At 48.7% G+C, this 19,070-nt stretch carries 26 protein-coding genes; 12 read left to right on the top strand and 14 right to left on the bottom strand.

Annotated features, from left to right (window positions below):
* Nucleotides 1–89: 89 nt before the first annotated feature.
* On the bottom strand, nt 90–539 hold the full coding sequence (locus AC3B4V_RS11655; protein ID WP_488378518.1) for a hypothetical protein: 450 nt from the start codon (nt 537–539) through the stop codon (nt 90–92).
* Nucleotides 540–624: 85 nt separating this feature from the next.
* Between AC3B4V_RS11655 and AC3B4V_RS11650 the strand changes: the two genes are divergently transcribed.
* Nucleotides 625–1,353 (top strand): SDR family oxidoreductase, encoded by a 729-nt coding sequence (locus tag AC3B4V_RS11650; RefSeq protein ID WP_488378517.1) that lies wholly within the window; start codon nt 625–627, stop codon nt 1,351–1,353.
* Nucleotides 1,354–1,419: 66 nt separating this feature from the next.
* Here AC3B4V_RS11650 and AC3B4V_RS11645 read toward each other — a convergent pair whose 3' ends face one another.
* From AC3B4V_RS11645 to AC3B4V_RS11635, 3 genes are all read right to left on the bottom strand, one after another.
* Nucleotides 1,420–2,388, bottom strand: a complete 969-nt coding sequence (locus AC3B4V_RS11645) for an LLM class flavin-dependent oxidoreductase (RefSeq protein ID WP_488378516.1) — start codon at nt 2,386–2,388, stop codon at nt 1,420–1,422.
* Nucleotides 2,389–2,450: 62 nt separating this feature from the next.
* Nucleotides 2,451–3,140: an ABC transporter ATP-binding protein gene (locus tag AC3B4V_RS11640; RefSeq protein WP_488378515.1), complete on the bottom strand. Its 690-nt coding sequence runs from the start codon at nt 3,138–3,140 to the stop codon at nt 2,451–2,453.
* 107 nt (nt 3,141–3,247) lie between these two features.
* The gene (locus AC3B4V_RS11635) at nt 3,248–3,640 is read right to left on the bottom strand and encodes a hypothetical protein (protein WP_488378514.1); all 393 of its coding nucleotides are present in this window, start codon (nt 3,638–3,640) and stop codon (nt 3,248–3,250) included.
* Nucleotides 3,641–3,837: 197 nt separating this feature from the next.
* Here AC3B4V_RS11635 and AC3B4V_RS11630 point away from each other — a divergent pair, with 197 nt between their 5' ends.
* Together AC3B4V_RS11630 and AC3B4V_RS11625 are read left to right on the top strand one after the other, a co-directional pair.
* The gene (locus AC3B4V_RS11630) at nt 3,838–4,356 is read left to right on the top strand and encodes a DUF4256 domain-containing protein (protein WP_488378513.1); all 519 of its coding nucleotides are present in this window, start codon (nt 3,838–3,840) and stop codon (nt 4,354–4,356) included.
* A 137-nt stretch (nt 4,357–4,493) separates the two neighbouring features.
* Nucleotides 4,494–5,357 (top strand): sensor domain-containing diguanylate cyclase, encoded by an 864-nt coding sequence (locus AC3B4V_RS11625; protein ID WP_149427398.1) that lies wholly within the window; start codon nt 4,494–4,496, stop codon nt 5,355–5,357.
* On the opposite strand, the gene AC3B4V_RS11620 is transcribed toward AC3B4V_RS11625, so the two are convergent.
* Together AC3B4V_RS11620 and AC3B4V_RS11615 are read right to left on the bottom strand one after the other, a co-directional pair.
* The gene (locus tag AC3B4V_RS11620) at nt 5,319–6,008 is read right to left on the bottom strand and encodes an alpha/beta fold hydrolase (RefSeq protein WP_488378512.1); all 690 of its coding nucleotides are present in this window, start codon (nt 6,006–6,008) and stop codon (nt 5,319–5,321) included. The genes AC3B4V_RS11625 and AC3B4V_RS11620 overlap by 39 nt on opposite strands.
* On the bottom strand, nt 6,005–6,850 hold the full coding sequence (locus tag AC3B4V_RS11615; RefSeq protein WP_488378511.1) for an alpha/beta fold hydrolase: 846 nt from the start codon (nt 6,848–6,850) through the stop codon (nt 6,005–6,007). The genes AC3B4V_RS11620 and AC3B4V_RS11615 overlap by 4 nt, the downstream gene beginning before the upstream one ends.
* Before the next feature lie 39 nt (nt 6,851–6,889).
* Between AC3B4V_RS11615 and AC3B4V_RS11610 the strand changes: the two genes are divergently transcribed.
* On the top strand, nt 6,890–7,555 hold the full coding sequence (locus tag AC3B4V_RS11610) for an HAD family hydrolase (RefSeq protein ID WP_488378510.1): 666 nt from the start codon (nt 6,890–6,892) through the stop codon (nt 7,553–7,555).
* Entirely contained in the window at nt 7,552–7,935 is a 384-nt protein-coding gene (locus tag AC3B4V_RS11605) for a GNAT family N-acetyltransferase (RefSeq protein WP_488378509.1), read from the top strand. The genes AC3B4V_RS11610 and AC3B4V_RS11605 overlap by 4 nt, the downstream gene beginning before the upstream one ends.
* Here AC3B4V_RS11605 and AC3B4V_RS11600 read toward each other — a convergent pair.
* From AC3B4V_RS11600 to AC3B4V_RS11590, 3 genes are read right to left on the bottom strand one after another with little or no spacing between them, the layout of a single operon-like run.
* Nucleotides 7,927–8,364 (bottom strand): GNAT family N-acetyltransferase, encoded by a 438-nt coding sequence (locus AC3B4V_RS11600; RefSeq protein WP_488378508.1) that lies wholly within the window; start codon nt 8,362–8,364, stop codon nt 7,927–7,929. The two genes, AC3B4V_RS11605 and AC3B4V_RS11600, sit on opposite strands and share 9 nt — an antisense overlap.
* 14 nt (nt 8,365–8,378) lie before the next feature.
* On the bottom strand, nt 8,379–8,834 hold the full coding sequence (locus AC3B4V_RS11595) for a hypothetical protein (protein ID WP_488378507.1): 456 nt from the start codon (nt 8,832–8,834) through the stop codon (nt 8,379–8,381).
* Nucleotides 8,831–9,325 carry a sigma-70 family RNA polymerase sigma factor gene (locus AC3B4V_RS11590; RefSeq protein WP_058713127.1) on the bottom strand — a complete coding sequence of 165 codons (495 nt, stop codon included), beginning with the start codon at nt 9,323–9,325 and terminating at the stop codon, nt 8,831–8,833. Before AC3B4V_RS11590 ends, AC3B4V_RS11595 begins: the two co-directional genes overlap by 4 nt.
* Nucleotides 9,326–9,469: 144 nt before the next feature.
* Between AC3B4V_RS11590 and AC3B4V_RS11585 the strand changes: the two genes are divergently transcribed.
* The 7 genes from AC3B4V_RS11585 (at nt 9,470) to AC3B4V_RS11555 (ending at nt 14,212) form a co-directional block, all read left to right on the top strand.
* Entirely contained in the window at nt 9,470–10,489 is a 1,020-nt protein-coding gene (locus AC3B4V_RS11585; RefSeq protein WP_488378506.1) for a serine hydrolase domain-containing protein, read from the top strand.
* On the top strand, nt 10,486–10,896 hold the full coding sequence (locus AC3B4V_RS11580; RefSeq protein ID WP_488378505.1) for a group-specific protein: 411 nt from the start codon (nt 10,486–10,488) through the stop codon (nt 10,894–10,896). Before AC3B4V_RS11585 ends, AC3B4V_RS11580 begins: the two co-directional genes overlap by 4 nt.
* A gap of 11 nt (nt 10,897–10,907) precedes the next feature.
* Nucleotides 10,908–11,453 carry an ATP-binding protein gene (locus AC3B4V_RS11575; protein WP_488378504.1) on the top strand — a complete coding sequence of 182 codons (546 nt, stop codon included), beginning with the start codon at nt 10,908–10,910 and terminating at the stop codon, nt 11,451–11,453.
* A gap of 99 nt (nt 11,454–11,552) precedes the next feature.
* The gene (locus AC3B4V_RS11570) at nt 11,553–12,359 is read left to right on the top strand and encodes a phosphotransferase (protein ID WP_488378503.1); all 807 of its coding nucleotides are present in this window, start codon (nt 11,553–11,555) and stop codon (nt 12,357–12,359) included.
* Nucleotides 12,360–12,397: 38 nt separating this feature from the next.
* Nucleotides 12,398–12,832 carry a hypothetical protein gene (locus AC3B4V_RS11565; RefSeq protein ID WP_488378502.1) on the top strand — a complete coding sequence of 145 codons (435 nt, stop codon included), beginning with the start codon at nt 12,398–12,400 and terminating at the stop codon, nt 12,830–12,832.
* Between the two features lie 72 nt (nt 12,833–12,904).
* The gene (locus tag AC3B4V_RS11560; protein WP_488378501.1) at nt 12,905–13,888 is read left to right on the top strand and encodes a DUF2268 domain-containing putative Zn-dependent protease; all 984 of its coding nucleotides are present in this window, start codon (nt 12,905–12,907) and stop codon (nt 13,886–13,888) included.
* A 9-nt stretch (nt 13,889–13,897) separates the two neighbouring features.
* Nucleotides 13,898–14,212: a hypothetical protein gene (locus AC3B4V_RS11555; protein WP_488378500.1), complete on the top strand. Its 315-nt coding sequence runs from the start codon at nt 13,898–13,900 to the stop codon at nt 14,210–14,212.
* Between the two features lie 90 nt (nt 14,213–14,302).
* Here the strand turns inward: AC3B4V_RS11555 and AC3B4V_RS11550 are convergent, their stop codons facing one another.
* From AC3B4V_RS11550 to AC3B4V_RS11530, 5 genes are read right to left on the bottom strand one after another with little or no spacing between them, the layout of a single operon-like run.
* Nucleotides 14,303–15,616 carry a HAMP domain-containing sensor histidine kinase gene (locus tag AC3B4V_RS11550; protein WP_488378499.1) on the bottom strand — a complete coding sequence of 438 codons (1,314 nt, stop codon included), beginning with the start codon at nt 15,614–15,616 and terminating at the stop codon, nt 14,303–14,305.
* A complete protein-coding gene (locus tag AC3B4V_RS11545) occupies nt 15,613–16,284 on the bottom strand; it encodes a response regulator transcription factor (protein WP_488378498.1) in 672 nt (223 codons plus the stop codon). The genes AC3B4V_RS11550 and AC3B4V_RS11545 overlap by 4 nt, the downstream gene beginning before the upstream one ends.
* A 16-nt stretch (nt 16,285–16,300) precedes the next feature.
* Nucleotides 16,301–17,446: an ABC transporter permease gene (locus AC3B4V_RS11540; RefSeq protein WP_488378497.1), complete on the bottom strand. Its 1,146-nt coding sequence runs from the start codon at nt 17,444–17,446 to the stop codon at nt 16,301–16,303.
* On the bottom strand, nt 17,443–18,120 hold the full coding sequence (locus tag AC3B4V_RS11535; RefSeq protein ID WP_058713134.1) for an ABC transporter ATP-binding protein: 678 nt from the start codon (nt 18,118–18,120) through the stop codon (nt 17,443–17,445). The genes AC3B4V_RS11540 and AC3B4V_RS11535 overlap by 4 nt, the downstream gene beginning before the upstream one ends.
* Nucleotides 18,120–18,977: an efflux RND transporter periplasmic adaptor subunit gene (locus AC3B4V_RS11530; protein ID WP_488378496.1), complete on the bottom strand. Its 858-nt coding sequence runs from the start codon at nt 18,975–18,977 to the stop codon at nt 18,120–18,122. Before AC3B4V_RS11530 ends, AC3B4V_RS11535 begins: the two co-directional genes overlap by 1 nt.
* Between the last annotated feature and the right edge of the window lie 93 nt (nt 18,978–19,070).

Below are 19,070 nucleotides of genomic sequence, written 5' to 3'. Positions count from 1 at the left end.
AAAAGACCTCTTTTAATCAAAGAAGAGTTCAACGATTCATTTATTTATCACTAAACATATATCCTGTCAATATGTTTTTATCTTGCCGTTCATTTCACTTCAATCGGAAAGGCGAAATCGCCATCACCTTCTTTCCAGTCGGCTGTGATCTGGTAGACGTATCGTCCGGGAGTCGAGGGAACTGTAATCTGCCCAGTCTTCTTATATGTTTTAATTTCTTTTTTATCCTCGACCGACCATAGAACAATCGTGACAGACTTCGGAGTTGGTCCCTCTTCAAAACGAATCGTCAAGCGATCTTCAGGCTTTGCTAGCGTACTCGGATCGCCTTTTACTAAATCGACGGCTTCCGACTTCGTATCAGCTACTTCTCCGCGAAACATTCCTGACCAATCGTAGGTACCGATAGACACCTTCACGTCGCGATCCTCGATGGTTACAGTAGGTTCTGGTGGTTGATGCCGAAATGGATCAAGCGATAAAAACCATCCGATTGCCATTGCAATCACGATCAACCCGATCCATACATAGCGTTTCATAAATAAACCTCCTATACGATGTTTTCAAATCAATAAAAGCGGCAATACCTCTCAAGGAGTACGTTATTCAGAAGGAGGAGTTCAGATGATTCAGGATAAAGTCGTCATCATTACAGGAGCATCAAGCGGGATTGGGGAAGCAACCGCTAAAGAACTTGCAAAACAAGGCGCAAAACTCGTTCTTGCTGCACGCCGGGAAGATCGTTTGAAAGAACTCGTCAAAGCCGTTGAAGCAGAAGGTGGTCAAGCCGTCTATCAAGTGACGGACGTGACTGATCGCGAGCAAGTCGATGCACTCGCTAAGCTTGCGAAAGACAAGTTCGGCTCAGTTGATGTCATCGTCAATAACGCTGGATTGATGCCACTATCACACCTCCACAAGAATCAACAGGATGAATGGAATACGATGGTCGACGTCAACATCAAAGGTGTTCTCCACGGAATCGGAGCCGTCTTGCCGTACATGCGCGAACAAAAAAGCGGACATGTCATCAACATCTCGTCCGTCGCAGGTCACGAAGTCATGCCGTCGAGCGCCGTCTATAGCGGTACGAAATTCGCCGTTCGCGCGATCACGGAAGGTCTCCGCAAGGAAGAATCGGTCGACAATCACATCCGTGCAACGATCATCTCACCGGGAGCGGTCGATACAGAACTGAAGGACCATATCTCGGATGACGAGATCAAACAAGGGATTGGTGACTTGAAAGCAATCGATGCGAGTGCGATTGCGCGTGCCATCGCTTACGCCGTTAACGAACCAGAAGATGTCGCAATTAACGAGATCCTGATTCGTCCAACGGCTCAACGTTAATTGAATGTAGAATTTATTAACAGGACCCCTCATTAGCCAAACAGCTAACGAGGGGTCCTGTTCTGTTTAGAGTAGTCGTTCCGCGATGAGCTGGTACGACTGTAATCGTTTTTCTTGATCAAAGGCATTGTTGATCAGTAAAAATTGATCCGTTTGATAACGCGTTGCTAATACCTCTAGCTCACGCTCAACGACATCCGGTGTCCCAACAATTGCTCGTCGGCGATCTTTGCGGATCCGTTCTACTTGCACGTCATTCCAGACCTTTGCTTCTGTCGTCGTAAACGACGGAACGATCGAATTCCCGAGTCGGACGCCTTGAATCCAGGCATCCTGTGTTCGAGCGAGACGTTCTGCTTCTTCTTGTGTCGGAGCACAAATAACGAAAACACAGACGATGACGTTCTTCCCGCCTGCCTCGCGATATGTCGAGAGCGTCTCTTCCCAACGATCCGGATTGATGAAGTGACCAAACACGAGACCACGATCTTGTTCGGCTGCAATCCGAGCGCTACGTGGCGACAGACCCAAGATCGAGATCGGTGACGGTTTCCGGTCACGTGGTGTCGTCTTGACGATCCGGTATGGGTGTCGATTCGATAAACCGTCTGTTAAGAATCCCGCCGTTTCATCGACGAGTCGACTAAACTCCGCTGCCCGGTTTTCTTCTCCATCCGTCAACGCAAGTCGTGTCCGTTCGCTCCCGCCCGGAGAATTACCGATCCCGAGTTCGATCCGCCCCGGATAAAAGGCATCGAGCGTCGCAAAGCTCTCGGCGACTTTCAGCGGATGATACTGCGGCAACAACACTCCACCTGAACCAAGCTTGATTTTTGAAGTCTTCGCACCCATTCGGGCGATGAACAACTCCGGTGCCGCACTGAGCAAACCGTTCGTATTATGATGTTCGGCGAACCAGTACCGTTCATAACCGAGTCGCTCGGCTTCTAAGACGAGTCGTTCCGTCGCTTCCATCGTCGCTTCGACCGTATCGCCCTCATGTAACGGTACTTGATCCAGTATTCCTAGTCGCATCACGCATTCCTCCTCTACCCTTTCAGTGTAAAGGGTGGAGGAACGGAGTTCAAAAACGAGGCTCAGACACGTACGAGACGATCTTCGATGATGACGCCATCTCGCATCTCGATCGTTCGGTTCGCCCTTTCGGCGAGTGCCGGATCGTGGGTGACGAACAAGACGCCGCATCCCTTCTCTTCGTTTAATGACCGTAAGAGATTAAAGATGATTTCTCCTGTATCCGTATCAAGGTTCCCTGTCGGCTCATCGGCAAGCAACCATTTCGGTTCATGAACAAGTGCTCGGGCAACGGCGACCCGTTGTTGTTGTCCACCGGAAAGTTGCGACGGCAAACTGCCTTCTTTATCGGCGAGACCGACTTGCGCGAGTAACTGCTCGGCGCGTTCTTTTTTATCGTATGGTACTTTTCGACCGAACAAAGGCGCCATGACATTCTCAAGCGCTGTCAGCGTTGGGATCAAATGAAACTGCTGGAAGATGAAGCCGATGTTCTCGAACCGGAAGTCGGATAGTTCTTTGCTGTTTAATTTGTTGATTGGTTTTCCGTCGTAATGCAACTCCCCGCTCGTCGGACGATCAAGCGTTCCGATTAGACTGAGTAACGTCGACTTTCCAGAACCTGACGGACCGATGATTGAGATGAAGTCACCTGCTTCAAGCGTCACTTCGATGTCTTGTAACGCATGTGTCTCGACACCGTCTCCCGAAAATGATTTTCCCATCTGTTTGCATTGAAATGTTCCTTCCATATGTAACCCTCCAAAATTCGTGATAACGTATAATTCAAGAATTTATTGGGAATTCCTTCTAAATGAAAGGAAATAAAAAACAGCACTCTTGAGGAACAAGAATACTGTCAAGAAACACGTGGTTGAATGGAAACGAAATTTTTACGATAGACGATCTCATACGGTAAAACGAATAATAGACAGGCAAGAGCCGTGAACTGAATCATGCTTCCGATTGGTGGGAGCGGAGACAGCGATGCATCATGCCACGCTTCATACAAACCAATGAAAAGAAACAGGACGACACTACTCGTCGTCACGTAGATGAGTAAACGAAGGGTCAATGGATAATGACGGACGATCCATAACATCGGTAAACCAAAGATAAAATAGGATAACGTCATCGCAAACGTTCCGAATTGATAGACGATCTCAAAGTCGATCGTCGTCAAGAACGAATATGCTGTGAACGCTAAGAACGAAAGAATCGTCACAACAGCCGCATAACTGATCCAGCGCATACGGTTGGGCTCCTCTCCTAAATGTCGTTCCTGTACGCGCGATCGCAACAGAAACCGGATATGTACAATTAGTGTAGGCAGTCCGATTTCATTTGTCAATTGTCTTCAGATTGACTTATTCAGTCACTAAACGATTGCACTGGAAACGGATTCATTGAATAATGGAAAAAACGAACTAGGAAAGTGAGGTTTTACCGATGGAGGACCAATTCAAGAAATTTCGTGATCGTTTTGAAGCTACTTCTGATCGCCACGAGGGTCTTTCGTATGACGAGGTGGAGTCACGACTGACGTCTTCGAAACAAGCAGCCCTCGCTTGGATGGAACAGACAGGCGGAGAGCCGAATGTCGTAGCTCTTAATGGACGACTCGTCATCGTCGATACTGCCAAAGAGAGTCCAGCCAGTCGTCGAAGTGTCTGTTTGGACGAATCCGCTCGACTTGGTCGAAAGAAAAATGCTCCTGCCGCAAGTGTCGAGTCAATGATTGAGACGCTAGAGGTGCACCTCTTAACACCAGAACAGTATCAAACACTGCAGACGCAGTTTTCGTTTGACGAAAAAACCTCCAGTTGGCTTAAGACGCCAGACCTGATCCGTCAAAAAGGCGGTGCCCTATACGGAGATCGTCGTTATGAGACGACGTTCATCTATCACAACGGAGCGGATTCCTATTATGCGAGCCGAGGATTTCGTGTCTGCATTGAGCTTGATTAATCCAAAAACACTCTACGATTGAAGTAGAGTGTTTTTTGTAAATTATAGGTAATAAAACCCAATTATGATATGATGGTCGATGAGTAGAGGAGGTGGACGTCATATTTGTATTGGGATTGATTGTAGGTGGTCTTATCATGTTGATCAGTTTCCGGTTATTCCGCCAGCAACAGCCGGATACGATCGCATTGTGTAAAGATATCTTCTACGTGTTTGAAGTGCAGCCGGAATATCGATTTCGTTATATCAGTCCTTCCCTCGATGACCATATGGGGAAAGGCGTGGCAGCAGCCAGCTACATGGATCCGGACGAGTGTTTCGCGCGGATTCATCCGGAAGACATCGAAGTCTTGATGTCGAAGATTTCGGGCGATTGTGACTACGATCAGCCGTTTCGGCAACGCTGGCGGACGAATGACGGAACGTACGTCTGGTTCGAAGAGTATGCGACACCCATTTGCGAAAATGGGCAAATCGTTGCCATCCAAGGGGTGATCCGTAACATTGACGAGCAGTTGAAATCACAACAGGCATTGCTCGATCAATACCGGATCGATGCCTTGACTGGTCTAGGGAATCGCCATGCCTTCAACGAGGCTGTCCACACACTCGATCAAGAGAAGACGGCGTATGGGGTGATTCTGCTTGACTTGAATGAACTAAAAGAGCTCAACGACCGGTTCGGTCACGCGGTCGGTGATGCCTTGCTTGAACAAACAGGACTTTGCATCCGCCGCTTGACAGACCATGGCTACCGGATCGGTGGTGATGAATTCGTCTTGATCGATGAGAGTCCGTCGATTGAGCTGTTCGAGGGATTCGTCGAACACGTCCGCTCGACGTTCGCGACACACGAAATCGGGCTCGCAATCGGCGCCGTACATACGACAACAGGACGCCGTGTCGACGACGTCCTGCATGAGGCAGATGAGCAGATGTATCAAGAAAAGATGAATGATCGCTTAAGTCGTCAGCATGGATTGATAGGCTTGAAGCAATAAGGTGTTGAAGCGTTCCGGTTGATCGAGATTCGCCGTATGCCCGGCTCCCTCGACCGGTAAGACGATGACGTTCGGCACGTGTTCCGCAACGAACGCGGTTGCGTCGACTTCGTATGTTTCATTCGTTCCGTTTAGGATGACGACCGGTAAGGTGATCGACTGCAGCATCGCTTCCGTTAGTGCCGGAAAACGGAACGTCATCAAATCGAGGACTGCCCGCGCCGTCGTTTTCCAGGCAGGACCATGCAACTGCTCGAATTGGTCGGCAATCTCCGGTGCCTGCTGTTCGAGGTTAAGGAAAAACTCCCGTTGTTCGCGCATCAGCGGTTCCATCGCTTTAGGAATGAATGGTGAAAAACCCGTGATACATACCCCTTCGAGTTCGTCCGGTGGGTCGAGCGCCAGTTGCATCGCAAGCGTCGCGCCGAGCGACAACCCGAGAATCCATCCTGGACCTTCCTGTGCCATCCGTTCGCGGATGGCACGTGTTGCTTGTGATAAGTAATCCTCCGTTGCCGGCTCCGTCGTCATTCCGTGACCAGGCAGATCAATCGGAATGAACGTAAAATCAGCCGCTAAAGCGGATAGCTGTGGTGCAAAGTGTGTTGCTGCCGTTCCCATTAATCCATGTAATACGTACATGCGTGTCATAAAGTAAACTCCTTCGATTGATGTAGTGACAATATCGCGTCTACGATGACGTCCGGACGATCACGATGCATCAGGTGTGATGTTCCCGGAACGAACGTCACGTTCGCCTGATCGGATAGATTCGCCTGTCGCTGAATCAATTCCTGCCATTTCTCTTCCATCCGCTCCAGTTCGTCTTTTGGAAAACCAGCAGCGCTCATCGTTTCGATCGACTTCGCTTTGTCCCGTCCAAGAACGGTCAACGGAACACCGAGATCGCGCATGCGTGGTTGAAGATCTTTCGCATCAGCTTTCCACTGCGAGATGATCGCATGCATCGCCAGGTAATACGCCGGGTTCCAATCCGTGCGGTCATCCCCGTCCGGGAAACGGTCACGTAAATCAGTTGCTTTTGATAGTTCTTCGAACCGATCGATCCAGACGGCGTCATCCCCTTCTCGGTCGAGCATCGGTGTATCCAGCTGATCGAGTTCTGCTAAATCAACGGACGTCGCATCCACGAGAACGAGACCGGCGACACGTTCTGGATGATGTAGAGCAAAAGCTTGCGCGACAAGACCACCGTAGGAATGACCGACGAGTGTGACCGGAGTCGCAATATTCGTCGCGTTAAGAAACTGATTGATTTGCCGTAAAATGCCGGTCGTCCCGTCGATGTAATCCTCCGACCATTCGTGTGGATGAAAGCTGACGACGCGGTAGTCCGGTGTCAGTTTCGTCAGAATGTCCGCCCAGTCTTGATACGTCCCACCGAGCGAGGGTAGGAGTAACAACGGTCGACCTGTCGAACCGTCGTCATAATACGTCACTTGTTTTCCCTGATGCTGCATAATTCGTTCCATTATAATCACTCCTCCATACTTTGAAAGATGGTGTTTACCTTGATTCGTGCTTTATTGTTTGATTTAGACGAGACGTTACATGACCGGTCCGGTTCTCTTCCCTATTTCCTTCGGGATCAGCATCAACGTTTTCGTGAAGTTGCGCATGTTCCGATCGACGACTATATCACGACGTTCTTATTGCTTGATCAAGAAGGACGCGTCTGGAAGGACGTCGTCTATGCCGAAATGATTCGTCGCTTCGAATTGTCGCTTTCTGTTGAAGTACTGCTACAGGACTACGTGACGCGTTATCCGATCTTCGCACGGAGCTTTCCGGGAGTCGACACCTTTTTTGCGCAATTACCGCCTGAGCTACCCATCGGCTTACTATCGAACGGTCGGACGACGTTCCAACGTGCCGTCTGTGACGCAATCGGACTGTCTCCCTCCTTTACGCAGATTGGGATTTCGGAACAAGAAGGCGTCCGTAAACCGGATCCGATATTTTTCCTTCGCTTAACGGACCGTTTAGGTGTTCGCCCGGACGAAGTTCTTTATGTCGGCGACAATTACGACCACGACATCTTACCTGCACGCGCCCTCGGCATGCAGGCGATTTGGAAGCGCACAGGCGATGTTCCATTGACTGACACGCAATTTTCGGACTGGTGCCAGCTGCCTGCTCCACTCCAAGACCTGATACGAAAGGAGAACCAGCCATGACGGAACAGATTCGCCGTTTCCAACCTGACGATTTTGAGCAGATTCATCGATTGAACGCATTAGAAGGATGGCAGGATCTCGTCGCTGATCAAGAGCGGACTCGCAACGCGTGGATGAATGCAAATGCCGCTTTCGTCCTTGAGTCTGACGAAGAAATCATTGCCTATGTCCGCGCTTTAACGGACGGTTCAGTGACGACGTTCGTCTGTGAGCTCCTCGTCAGCCGAAACGCACGCAAGCGTGGGTACGGACAACAGTTACTCGATCACTTGCAACTTACCTATCCGACGCGGATCGATCTCCTAGCAACTCGTCAATCTGCTTCTTTTTATGAACAACAAGGATTTCGTGCTTTCCATGGTTTCCGTAAATCACGATGAAGCGAGTGATTTCGAATAACTCGTGCTCGTCACGCTGTAGCCCATCGCTTGATAAAAGTGATGGGCTGCTTCGCGTTCTGGTCGATTGCCACTGTTCAGCAAGACGGCAGTTGCTCCTCTTGCATGCGCCCAGTCTTCCGCTGCTCGGATCAAACGGCGTCCAATTCCCTGCCGACGATATTTCGCGTTGACGACAAACGCGACGATTCGGACATAGGTCGTATCATTCTCGAACGCTTGCGCCTGAAACAGACCGACGCAGCCGAGAAGAATATCGTCGTCTTCTAACACAAGCAATTCATAATCCGGATGACGGGTGACCCGCGAAAATCGTTCGCGTAAGACGTCCTCGCTTGCCGGATAACCAAGCTGCGTCATCAATCCGACCAATTGTGGTAGATCGTCTGTTGTCCAAGACCGGATGGTCATATTTCTCTCCCCCCTTATCGTGTGGGCGACAGAATCATCACCCGTTCTCGACCCTCTTCCTCACCGACGACCAGCACGTGCTCAGATACCGGATCGTCCTTGACTTGATAGACGGTAAACGCATCGAGGTTCGACGCAAAATCAGATGTGTCCTGTTCCAGTCCCGTATCAGTCAAGACATCGTCCGTGACACCGAGTCGCTTCCCTTTCAGCTGTTGCCAGTCTAAATTCGTCATCTCTTTTGCAACTTTGTAAAACTGTTCATCATAATACATGCCGACCCTCATCGATTGCGATGATTGTTCGGGAACGGTCTCATGCAAGGAATTAAAGCCGATGATCGTCAGACCGGCAGCGAGACAAGCAGCTTGTAACGAACGCCGGCGCCGTTTCGCTTTGCGGATACCTTGGATTGTCCGTTGCCTGACAGATGACGGTACGTCGATCAAGATTTTTGGCTCGTGATTCATAGACTCATCCCCTTCTGTCGTCGTACTTTCTCGAGTGCGCGGTACAACGTGCTTTTGATCGTACTCAGTGGCACATTGAAGGTTTGCGCAATCTCTTGCAATGACAAATCTTCTTCATACCGGAAGTAGACGATCGAACGCTCGGTCGGCTCGAGGACATCCAGTAAATCGTCCAAGTACAAGCGATCGACGAGACGCTCTTCAAACGAAGTCGTTTGACTCGGTTCGATCGCGAGCGGTTGAAACGACGCTCGATGTTGCTGGAAAGCGCAATTCATCGTAATGCGCGTCAACCACGTCTTAAAATACGAAGCATCCCGTAAACTCTTTCGCCCACGCCATGCCCGGTACGCGACCTCTTGGACATTCTCAAGCGCTGCCGCCTCCTCTTTCAGATAAATGAAGGAAATACGGTACACATAGTCTTCTTCTGCGAATAAAGCTGCTTCAAAAGCAGCGTCGGATAATGCTGCACCTGACTTTCGAAACACATCGGCATCCTCCTTTTTGGCAATCACTCCCCTATTAGATACGCGACACGTTTAAAAAGTTTCATTTTTTTCAAATTTTTCTTATAATTCCCTTTTCTTGCATGAATGAATTCGATAGGATGGGAAACAGAGAGGATGATAAACGTGTACAAGAAACTCATTGCTTTACCGGAGCTTACGCATCTCGAAGGGACGGTCTCCATCCACCAGCAAGATGAACAAATCTTTAGCCATGCTGACGGATTCGCACATCGGGGCTACCGCGCATCGAATACAGAAACGACACGATTCGGAATTGCTTCTGGTGCAAAACTCTTCACGGCGGTCGCCATCTTACGGTTAGTCGAGGAAGGAAAGGTAGCACTCGACGAACACGTCACGACGATTCTACCGGACATAGGAATCGATCTAGACGGTGTGACCGTGCATCATCTGTTAACCCATACATCAGGCATCGGTGATTATTTTGACGAAGCGACGATGACCGATTTCGAGGAGGTCTTTCAAGATTTCCCGATGTACCGTTTGCGTCGTCCCATCAATTTTTTACCGTTGTTTCAGGACCAAAAAAGACTGTTCACTGCAGGCGAACGTTTTCATTACAACAATGCGGGATACATCCTGCTCGGTCTCGTGATCGAACAATTGACGAAACAACCCTTCGCGGATTACGTGACGAACGAATTATTCGCTCGTGCGCAAATGACACAGTCTGGTTACTTCCGACTCGACTCCCTACCGGCGGATACAGCCACCGGCCATATCGAGAATGAAGATGGTACTTGGCGAACGAACCACTATGCGTTACCGATCATTGGCGGACCAGATGGCGGTGCCTTCCTCACAGCATCAGACATGGAACGTTTCTGGCGAAGTCTTCTGACGCATCAGTTGCTGTCTGAATCGATGACCGCGCAACTGTTTCATCCCCACGTCAAAGTCAACGATGTTGCGTCTTATGGTTACGGCGTCTGGCTGAAACGACTCGATGCCTCGCACGAGAAGTGGCACATCATGGGTTACGACCCGGGTGTCAGCTTTCATTCCGCCTATTATCCACAATCGGAAACGATCGTCACGGTCTTATCGAATACGTCTGACGGAGCCTACGCGCTCGTTCAGGCCATCGAACAACTTTTACTTGAGAAAGGAATCCATACATGAACCTTTATATCGCTTCTCGCTTTGATCACACGTTGACCGTCCGCTGGCTTCGCGATGAACTCCGCTTGCGTAGACACGATGTAACATATGACTGGACGATGAATGATCGGGCAGAGGATCCCGAAGCATTACGAAAGATTGGTCTTGCTGAATTCGAAGCCGTACAACAAGCGGACGCCTTCGTCCTCGTGTTACCAGCAGGAAAAAGTAGTCACGTCGAACTCGGGATTGCGCTCGCGACGAATCGCCCGATTTACTTATGCATGCCGGATGCGACCTACTTCACCGGACCATTGGCCAGTACGTTTTATCATATCGGACGGACGACCCCTTGCTTCGGAACGAAAGAAGACTGGCTCGCGCAGATTCTCGCTGATCGCTTACCGGAAGAACAACTGACGTCATGAGGACCGTCCTGTTGACAATTGGACCGACCCATGCCGGGAAAACGACGTTCGCACGACAGCTTGCTCAACGTCTACCAGCAAGCCTTGTCATCGATCAGGATCTTCAAGCACGTTTTTTGCTCGAACATTATCCGGACCTCGTTCCAACAGAAGGACCGAATCAGATCAAACATGACTTGACGGGATGGTTGATCGAACAGGCAATCGCGTCTTCCGTCGAGACGATCATCTTATGTAATGCCAACACCTCGCGGATTGGTCGGAAACAATTATTAGATCCATTCTCCCGTTCGACATTCCGCTCGATCCTCGTCTGGTTCGATTTACCCGAAGTGACAATTGCAGACCGACTGACTCACTCCAAACGCGATGGACGAGAAATTCGTGGCGACTCGTCGTACTACGACATCTATCAGCGGCAACGAATCGAGCCGCCAGTTACAGGTGAAACGGACAAAATCGTTCGTCTTCGTTCGACGGAAGACGTTGACACATTCCTCGACCATGTCACGAATCCGACGCTTGATGCTCTCTTTGATGCGGTGTCGACTGATTGAAGAACATGACAATCGTGCGTAAAGCACCCGCTTCTGCATCAACGCATGCAAAAAGACTAGCCGATATGTAACCGATTACAAAAGAAAGAAGGAACACTCATGTCTGAAGAACAACGATTGACTGGCGGAAATGTCTCCGCTGTCTATCAAAAAGGTGAGCATGTCTATCGCTCACAAAAAGAGAACAGCAACAACGTCCAACGGTTATTATGCCATTTAGAAGCGAAACGTCTATCTGGTGTTCCGCGTTTCGTCGGCATCGACGAACAAAATCGAGAGATCCTGACCTTCCTCCCTGGCGAAACGGCCGATTATCCTCTAAAAGCATACATGTGGCATGACGACGTATTAGACGATGTTGCGCATCTGATGCGCCAGTATCATGACGCGACAGTCGACTTCGACGTCTCACCGGACTGGGCACCGTTGCTCAATACCCCGACTCCACACGAAGTCATCTGCCACAACGATTTTGCCGTCTACAATACGATTTTTCAGGATCAAAAACTGAGTGGCGTGATTGACTTTGACCTCGCAGCACCCGGTCCACGTGCTTGGGATATCGTCTATACGCTCTATACATTCGTTCCGCTTAGTAGCAGACGACAAGCACCTGACGGATCCGTTCTTGCTTATTCACCAGAGCAAGATGACACACGTTTCGCCAAGCGAGTGAGTCGGTTCCTTGATGCGTATGGCTATGAAGGACCGCGTTCTAAACTCCTATCCATGTTATTGTTACGCGTCGAAGCCCTCTATCTGTTGATTGATCAAAGAGCTGCGGACGGTGATGCTGCCTTCATCAAGATGAAAGAAGAAGGTCACGACACACATTACCGTGCGGAATACCGTTTCATCGCGGAACATGGGGAGAAGTGGTTCATCGATAAATCTTCGATAACATAATGTTCGACGACATCAATCATCACAACGGAGTGATTTTTTTGAAGATTATTGATCTCGATTTTTTACTGACGACTGAAGAATATGATCTCGAACTGGATACGATGTCGTTAAAGGCAAACGACCATTACGCGATTGATTTCTATTTTTATGGCGCTGACGAAACATTCAAGCTTTTGATTGACGATCCTTCGCGCGATTACTTTTTGATGCGTTTCGAAAAGTACGCCGTTTTCCTAGGAACGTTGCAAGAGCATGGCATCATCGATGACAGACTCCGAAACCCTTATCCAGTCGTGAAGTCAAAAGAATCGATCTTGGGAGAGTTCGCTGCGAAGTATATGAAAACGAAGGAAATTTATACGGAACGGGGAGACTTGCACTTATTCGCTATCAGGACGCATGAACAAGATTTTTATATTCTGTCCTACAGTGATCCAATCATCATTGATCATATGGCGAAAGAGGATGAATAGGAATCAACGACCGTTTTCATAATCTATCATTTAATATTTTTGTCACATCCATCAAGGGAGGATGAACGTATCTTGAAAAAATCACTGACCTTACTTTTCGCTATCTCCTTCCTGTTCTTAACTGCTTGCACGGAACAAGAGAAGACAACACGACCCTCTACTCAACAGATCTCAAAGAGTGAAAAAATACAATCCGAATCTGTAAAAATTGATGATGAAAGTAAATTGAACATTGTTTTTCTCTATGAACCGTACAAAAAATATCTACAGGCGTCTTTAAAAAACAATGATCCTGAAATAGATAAAAAGAATTATGCGAAGTATGTCTTAAGCTATATCGACAAAGTCGGGGAAAAGGAGCAGTTCGCGACAGCCGACTTAAAAGGTTCTCTGATGTTGCAATCAACCGTATACGAACAAGACCTACTCGATAAAATCGAGAACTTGATGAAACAGCAGGACAACATTAAAAAAATCATCCAAAAAAATTACATCGCTTCACATAAGATCCTTCCTAAAAAGAAAAGTACCATTATTGTCGCTCCCATTAACCCTGAATCTTCTCTCGATATCCAGCCGATGAAAGGTGTTACTGGAGCCGCCTATAAAGATGCTTTCATTCTCTACCTGGATCCAAACTACGATCAAGACGTCTTAGCATATACGACGGCACATGAATATCATCACTTAGTCCTCATGGATACACCCGATTTTAGTTTAAATACGACTCTTAATTCCGTCATTGTCGAAGGAAAGGCAGATGCCTTTGCCGAGCGAATCGTCAAAAACGTTTCCATTCCTTGGAATATCGAGATGGATGAAGTAACAAAGAAACATGTCGTGCATCTAGTCAACAGCCATGAAGTATCACAACTCGACTTCGTTGTAGGTAATGAACAAAAAGAGATTCCTCGCTGGAGTAACTACATGTTAGGGCGTGATATCCTCAATCATTATTTTGAGTTGCATCCAGATCAGTCCATTGCTGACTGGACCTATACGAATCAAACAGATATCTTAAAAGGATATAAGTATCAAAAGATTCTTGAACAATGAGGTGCTCTCATGAAACACACATGTCCCGTCTGTGGATATGACCAAATGAACGACGATGCATATTACGAAAATGGTGACGCTTCATTCGAACTTTGTTCTTGTTGCGGCTTTCAGTTCGGAGTAGACGATGATGTCGAGATCGAGGACGGTATCTTCTTATCGAGAAGTGAAGCACACGACTTGTATCGCGCGAACTGGCTCAAGGACGGTGTTAAAATCTTTAGTGATTATGCCTTTACACCTGATCAAGACGCAGGTGAACCTTTGGAAAGAATGATATTACAAAAACAATTACGCAGGATTCATATCAAGCTAGAAAGCTAAGCTGAATTCAAATCGATGACTTAAGCAAATGAAAAGGAGCGTCACACTTCACGATAAAACCTTGTAAGTCCGCGCTCCTTTTGTCTGTCATCATTCTCGCGTCTCGTGCGCCATCAACATAACGGTCACGATTGCTCCTTGATCTGGATGATTCCTAATCGTCAACTCACCGTCATGTAAATCGATGATTCGTTTAACGATCGATAATCCAAGACCATGTCCTTCATTCGCTCGTGACTGTTCGCCTTGATAAAAGCGATCGAACACGTACGGTAAGTCCGGTTCTGCGATTCCCGGTCCTTCATCGCGGATCGTGACACAAATGTTCTCTCCTTCACTTAAGGTCACTTCTAACACTCCCGATTCCGGCGAAAAGCGAATCGCGTTCTCAAGCAGATTGAGCCAGACGTGCTGCATCAGTTCCTCTTCCCACTCGACGGACACTTCTGGTAAATCAAGCTCCAGTCGAAGTGATTTCTCCGTCCACTGTCGTTCCAGTAGTAAAAGACATGTCCGAAGTTGTTCATCAAGGCGATACCATTTCCGCTCGATGATCGTCTGATGATCAAGCCGCGATAAGCGGACGAGATTCGACGTCAAGCGTGATAGACGGGTGCTCTCTTGCTCCATGATCGTCAAGTACTGCTGCCGTTTATCCGAATTTTCTTCTGTCTGTAACAACCTAGAAAATCCTTGAATCGAAGCAATCGGTGTCTTCAGCTCATGCGAGATCGAGGCGACGAGATCTTTTGCGAGATGGTCGTTTCGTCGTAGTGCTTCGGTCATGTGGTTGAAGTTTTCAACGAGGAGTGCGACCTCATCATTTCCACCTTCCTTGATCGAGACATCATAGTTCCCGTTCGTCACTTCAATCGCCGCTTCACTGATGCTACGAATCCGTCGTGTCACGAGCGTAACGGCAAGCCACGTCAGGATGAAGGCGACGCCGATCGTGATGACGATACCGATCCCAGCTGACGTTCGTAATCCGTCAAGGATGCGTTGTCCGGCAATCGGTGTCGAGACGAGATATCCTGTCTCCGTTTGGCGAATGTATTGCGACGGTTCGAGCCACGTTCCATCGATCGTGATTTCACCCTTTTGCTGTAATTGGTCACGTTCTGACGACGATAATGATTGTACTTGATTGAGCGACGTGTATTGTGTCGTCTCAATCAAAGACTGATCCATATACTGACTCGCCTCAGCGAACGACAGGTTTTGGTCTTGCATCAATCGTTCAATCTGATCCGTTCGTTGTTGCAATTGATTATTTAGGTCTTGATCGACTTCTTGGAACTGGAACCAGATCGTCATGATGAACGGTAACAGCAGTGGTAGTAACAATAAACCGAAGAGGATGACGAAAAAGCGACCAGAGATCGAGCGGACGAAGCGTTTCACTGGATCACTCCCTTATAACCGAGTCCCCAGACCGTCTCGATCGTAAAATCATCATAGGCGCTGAACTTGTCACGCAACCGCTTGATGTGGACATCGACCGTCCGACTGTCGCTCTCGACATCATATCCCCAAATTTCGTCCATCAACTGCTGACGCGTAAAAATCTGCTTCGGATGTGCCAGCAAGCGATAGAGCAGTTGAAACTCCTTTTGTGGTAACGGTATCTCACCATGAGGCGTTACGACCGTCGCGTCCGTCATCCGTAGTTGCAGGGCACCCACGATTAATTCTTGCTCTGCTACGATCTTTGACCGGCGTAACAACGCTCGGATCCGCAGTAACAGTTCGTCCAAATCAACCGGCTTGACCATATAATCATCAGCACCGGTCGTGAACCCGGCTTCCTTATCCTGAAAGGAATCCAGCACCGTCAGCATCAAGACAGGTTGTTCGTATCCTGATTCACGCAGCAGCTCAACCAGTTCGATCCCTGAAACGTGCGGCATCATTACATCCGTTACGACGAGATCGACGTGTTGTTGATCCAGTTGGTCGAGTGCGTCTTTCCCGTCTCTCGATTCAATCACCGTAAAGCCGGCGGACCGGAGTGTCTCGCCTAATAGTAGACGGACATTCCGGTCATCTTCGGCAATCAAAATCGTTACCATCGTCCTCCTCCTTCACTTAAACATTTCGTAAGGCTTCGATCGGATTCAAACGAGATGCCTTTCGCGCTGGCATATAACCGAACAAGACACCGACACCGATCGAGAATCCAGCGGCAAGCAGAATCGTGCTCACGGAGAGTGTGAACGGTGTACTGATCATCAGACTGACGCCAAATGCGAGCATCGCTCCGACAAGAATCCCAATCACTCCACCCATCAAGGACAGCAGAATTGATTCCAAGAGGAACTGAAGGCGGATCGTACGTGGTTTCGCACCGAGTGCTTTTCGTAAGCCAATCTCCGTTGTTCGTTCAGTGACCGAGACGAGCATCATGTTCATGATGCCGATCCCACCGACGATCAAGGAAATCGACGCAATACCCGTCAATAAGAGCGAGAGCATCGTATTGATTTGGTCAATCGAATCGAGGGCTTCATCCAAGCTGACGACGTCATACGTATCGTCGCGTCCGTTATAGAACTGGTACAGCTTTGCCGTGACATCCCGTTTGACAGTCGCGACGTCAGCTGCGTCCGTCTTGAAGATATCCACTTGCTTAACGGCTGTCACCCCAAGCGTCCGCAAGGCCGTCGTATAAGGAATGACGATTTGATCGCCATCCGCGTCACTGACACCGACGATCCGGTAATTGAGTCCATCGAGCTTGATCGTCTTACCAATCGCGACCTGACCCGGATAGAGTGTTCGGGCGACGGATGGACTGACGACGGCGACATGCGTCCGTTGTTTCACATCACTGATGACGATGCCGCGACCTTGCGGGACATCTTCAGATTCCCGGTAATAGATGTGATTTCGCCCTTCGATCGTCACCTGTTCGAGTGAGTGATTTTCGACACGGATGTCCCTTACCGTCGAGACGGTCGGTGAGACACCGCGTGTTCCTTTAATCGTGTTTAACTCTTCCAGTTGTGCAGGTGATAATCCTTCTTTCAACGGCGTCTCTGTCGTTTGGACCGTTAATTTATTGGCACCGAACGAGGCGACCTCTTCATTAATTGAGGCCGTTGCGCCGTTGACGATTGAAATCAAGGCGATGATCGATGCGACACCGATGATGACACCAAGCGTCGTCAAGAACGACCGCATCTTATGATGCCAGATATTCGACCATGCCATCCGTAACGTTTCGCGAATCATGTCGTCACCTCCGTCACCTGACCATCTTCGATTCGGATGATCCGACGGGCTTGCTTAGCAATATTGACATCGTGTGTGATCATGATGATCGTCTTCCCTTCCTCTGAGAGGCTCTCGAACAACTCCATGATTTGTTTCCCTGTCTTTTGATCGAGCGCTCCGGTCGGCTCATCGGCGAGTAAGATCGTCGGTCGCGTCACGAGCGCCCGCGCAATTGCAACCCGTTGTTGTTGACCACCGGACAGTTGACTTGGTAAGGCATCGGCTTTATCTGTCAATCCGACACGTTCCAGGAGCTCAAGCGATCGTGCGCGGCGCTCTTTGCGCGAGACCCCGGCATAGATGAGCGGTAATTCGACGTTTTGTAAGACGCTCATGCGCGGTAGCAACTGGAACTGTTGAAAGATGAAGCCAATTTCTTCGTTGCGAATCGTCGCTAGCTGATCCTCGGATAGATCGTGGACGAGCTGCTCCTGCAAACGATAGACGCCGCTTGAAGCGACATCGAGGCATCCGATGATGTTCATCAGCGTTGATTTTCCTGAACCCGAAGGTCCGAGGATCGTCACATATTCACCAGCCTCGATCGTCAGCGATACTCGATCGAGAACGATGTGACGATTGGTTCCTTCGCCGTAAGTTTTTTGGATTTCTTGCAAGTCAACGACCGGCATCAGGACGCACCTCCTGGTGGAGTCGGAAGAAGACCGGAACCACCGTCTTCACTCGGCAGGAAGACTTCGTCTCCGGCGGACAATCCGTCCTTGATTTCAATATCCTGTCCGTCCGTCACCCCCGTCTCGATGTATTGACGAGTCGTTTCCCCATCTTTTTTCACATATACATACGGACGATCCGACTTCGAATACGAAATGACATCGAGCGATAAGACAGGTACATCTTGTGCGAGTTGATATGGTAAACGTCCCTCGACCGTCATGCCGGGTAACCAGTTTGACGAGCTCGGTACCGATACCTTTGCATTGAAATACGTACTTCCATTTTCCGTCACAGCTTCCGGACTAATCGATTCGACCTTCCCGTTGATGGTTTTATCAGATGCATCCGTCTGTAATTCAATCGTATCTTCAACTTCAATCCGTTCGATATCTTGTTCATCAATTTTCAGACGAGCGATCAACTCTTTGTTGTCTGCAACAACGAAGAGGACAGTATTCGGGGCATAAACTTCGCCTTCCGTGACGTCAAGACGAACGAGTTGTCCGGAGCGAGGTGCCTTGAAATCTTCTCCTCCTTCGACGCTGACGATCGTTTGACCCGACTTAACGGTATCCCCTTCTTCAAATCGAACGTCGGTGATACGGACATCACGATCACTGATGACCGTCTGTCGATCTTTCGCTTCAAGCGTGCCTGAGAAGTAGAAGAATGTTTTTAATGTCTTCGACTCGACGACCTCCTTCGTTCCTTGTGCTTCTCCTCGTCCTAAAAAGAGCGTTGAACCGATTAACAGGAGTACCAGGATGACCCCTCCACTGATCCATAACCATTTCTTGCGTGTTCGTTTCATGTTAAATGCCTCCCTTGATTGGTGTTAATCCGATCATAAGGAGAAGTTATGAACCAACTATGAACAAATGTAAAAAAAGTGGTTGGGTCAAAA

The sequence above is a fragment of the Exiguobacterium sp. E17S genome, from assembly GCF_057772545.1.
This window is presented reverse-complemented; position numbering and strand designations above follow the sequence as displayed.

Excerpts from the sequence above, each read along its gene's own strand:
- AC3B4V_RS11655 (WP_488378518.1), bottom strand. The coding sequence starts at position 539 with ATGAAACGCTATGTATGGATCGGGTTGATCGTGATTGCAATGGCAATC.
- AC3B4V_RS11650 (WP_488378517.1), top strand. The coding sequence starts at position 625 with ATGATTCAGGATAAAGTCGTCATCATTACAGGAGCATCAAGCGGGATT.
- AC3B4V_RS11645 (WP_488378516.1), bottom strand. The coding sequence starts at position 2,388 with ATGCGACTAGGAATACTGGATCAAGTACCGTTACATGAGGGCGATACG.
- AC3B4V_RS11640 (WP_488378515.1), bottom strand. The coding sequence starts at position 3,140 with ATGGAAGGAACATTTCAATGCAAACAGATGGGAAAATCATTTTCGGGA.
- AC3B4V_RS11635 (WP_488378514.1), bottom strand. The coding sequence starts at position 3,640 with ATGCGCTGGATCAGTTATGCGGCTGTTGTGACGATTCTTTCGTTCTTA.
- AC3B4V_RS11630 (WP_488378513.1), top strand. The coding sequence starts at position 3,838 with ATGGAGGACCAATTCAAGAAATTTCGTGATCGTTTTGAAGCTACTTCT.
- AC3B4V_RS11625 (WP_149427398.1), top strand. The coding sequence starts at position 4,494 with ATGTTGATCAGTTTCCGGTTATTCCGCCAGCAACAGCCGGATACGATC.
- AC3B4V_RS11620 (WP_488378512.1), bottom strand. The coding sequence starts at position 6,008 with ATGACACGCATGTACGTATTACATGGATTAATGGGAACGGCAGCAACA.
- AC3B4V_RS11615 (WP_488378511.1), bottom strand. The coding sequence starts at position 6,850 with ATGGAACGAATTATGCAGCATCAGGGAAAACAAGTGACGTATTATGAC.
- AC3B4V_RS11605 (WP_488378509.1), top strand. The coding sequence starts at position 7,552 with ATGACGGAACAGATTCGCCGTTTCCAACCTGACGATTTTGAGCAGATT.
- AC3B4V_RS11600 (WP_488378508.1), bottom strand. The coding sequence starts at position 8,364 with ATGACCATCCGGTCTTGGACAACAGACGATCTACCACAATTGGTCGGA.
- AC3B4V_RS11595 (WP_488378507.1), bottom strand. The coding sequence starts at position 8,834 with ATGAATCACGAGCCAAAAATCTTGATCGACGTACCGTCATCTGTCAGG.
- AC3B4V_RS11580 (WP_488378505.1), top strand. The coding sequence starts at position 10,486 with ATGAACCTTTATATCGCTTCTCGCTTTGATCACACGTTGACCGTCCGC.
- AC3B4V_RS11570 (WP_488378503.1), top strand. The coding sequence starts at position 11,553 with ATGTCTGAAGAACAACGATTGACTGGCGGAAATGTCTCCGCTGTCTAT.
- AC3B4V_RS11555 (WP_488378500.1), top strand. The coding sequence starts at position 13,898 with ATGAAACACACATGTCCCGTCTGTGGATATGACCAAATGAACGACGAT.
- AC3B4V_RS11545 (WP_488378498.1), bottom strand. The coding sequence starts at position 16,284 with ATGGTAACGATTTTGATTGCCGAAGATGACCGGAATGTCCGTCTACTA.
- AC3B4V_RS11540 (WP_488378497.1), bottom strand. The coding sequence starts at position 17,446 with ATGATTCGCGAAACGTTACGGATGGCATGGTCGAATATCTGGCATCAT.
- AC3B4V_RS11535 (WP_058713134.1), bottom strand. The coding sequence starts at position 18,120 with ATGCCGGTCGTTGACTTGCAAGAAATCCAAAAAACTTACGGCGAAGGA.
- AC3B4V_RS11530 (WP_488378496.1), bottom strand. The coding sequence starts at position 18,977 with ATGAAACGAACACGCAAGAAATGGTTATGGATCAGTGGAGGGGTCATC.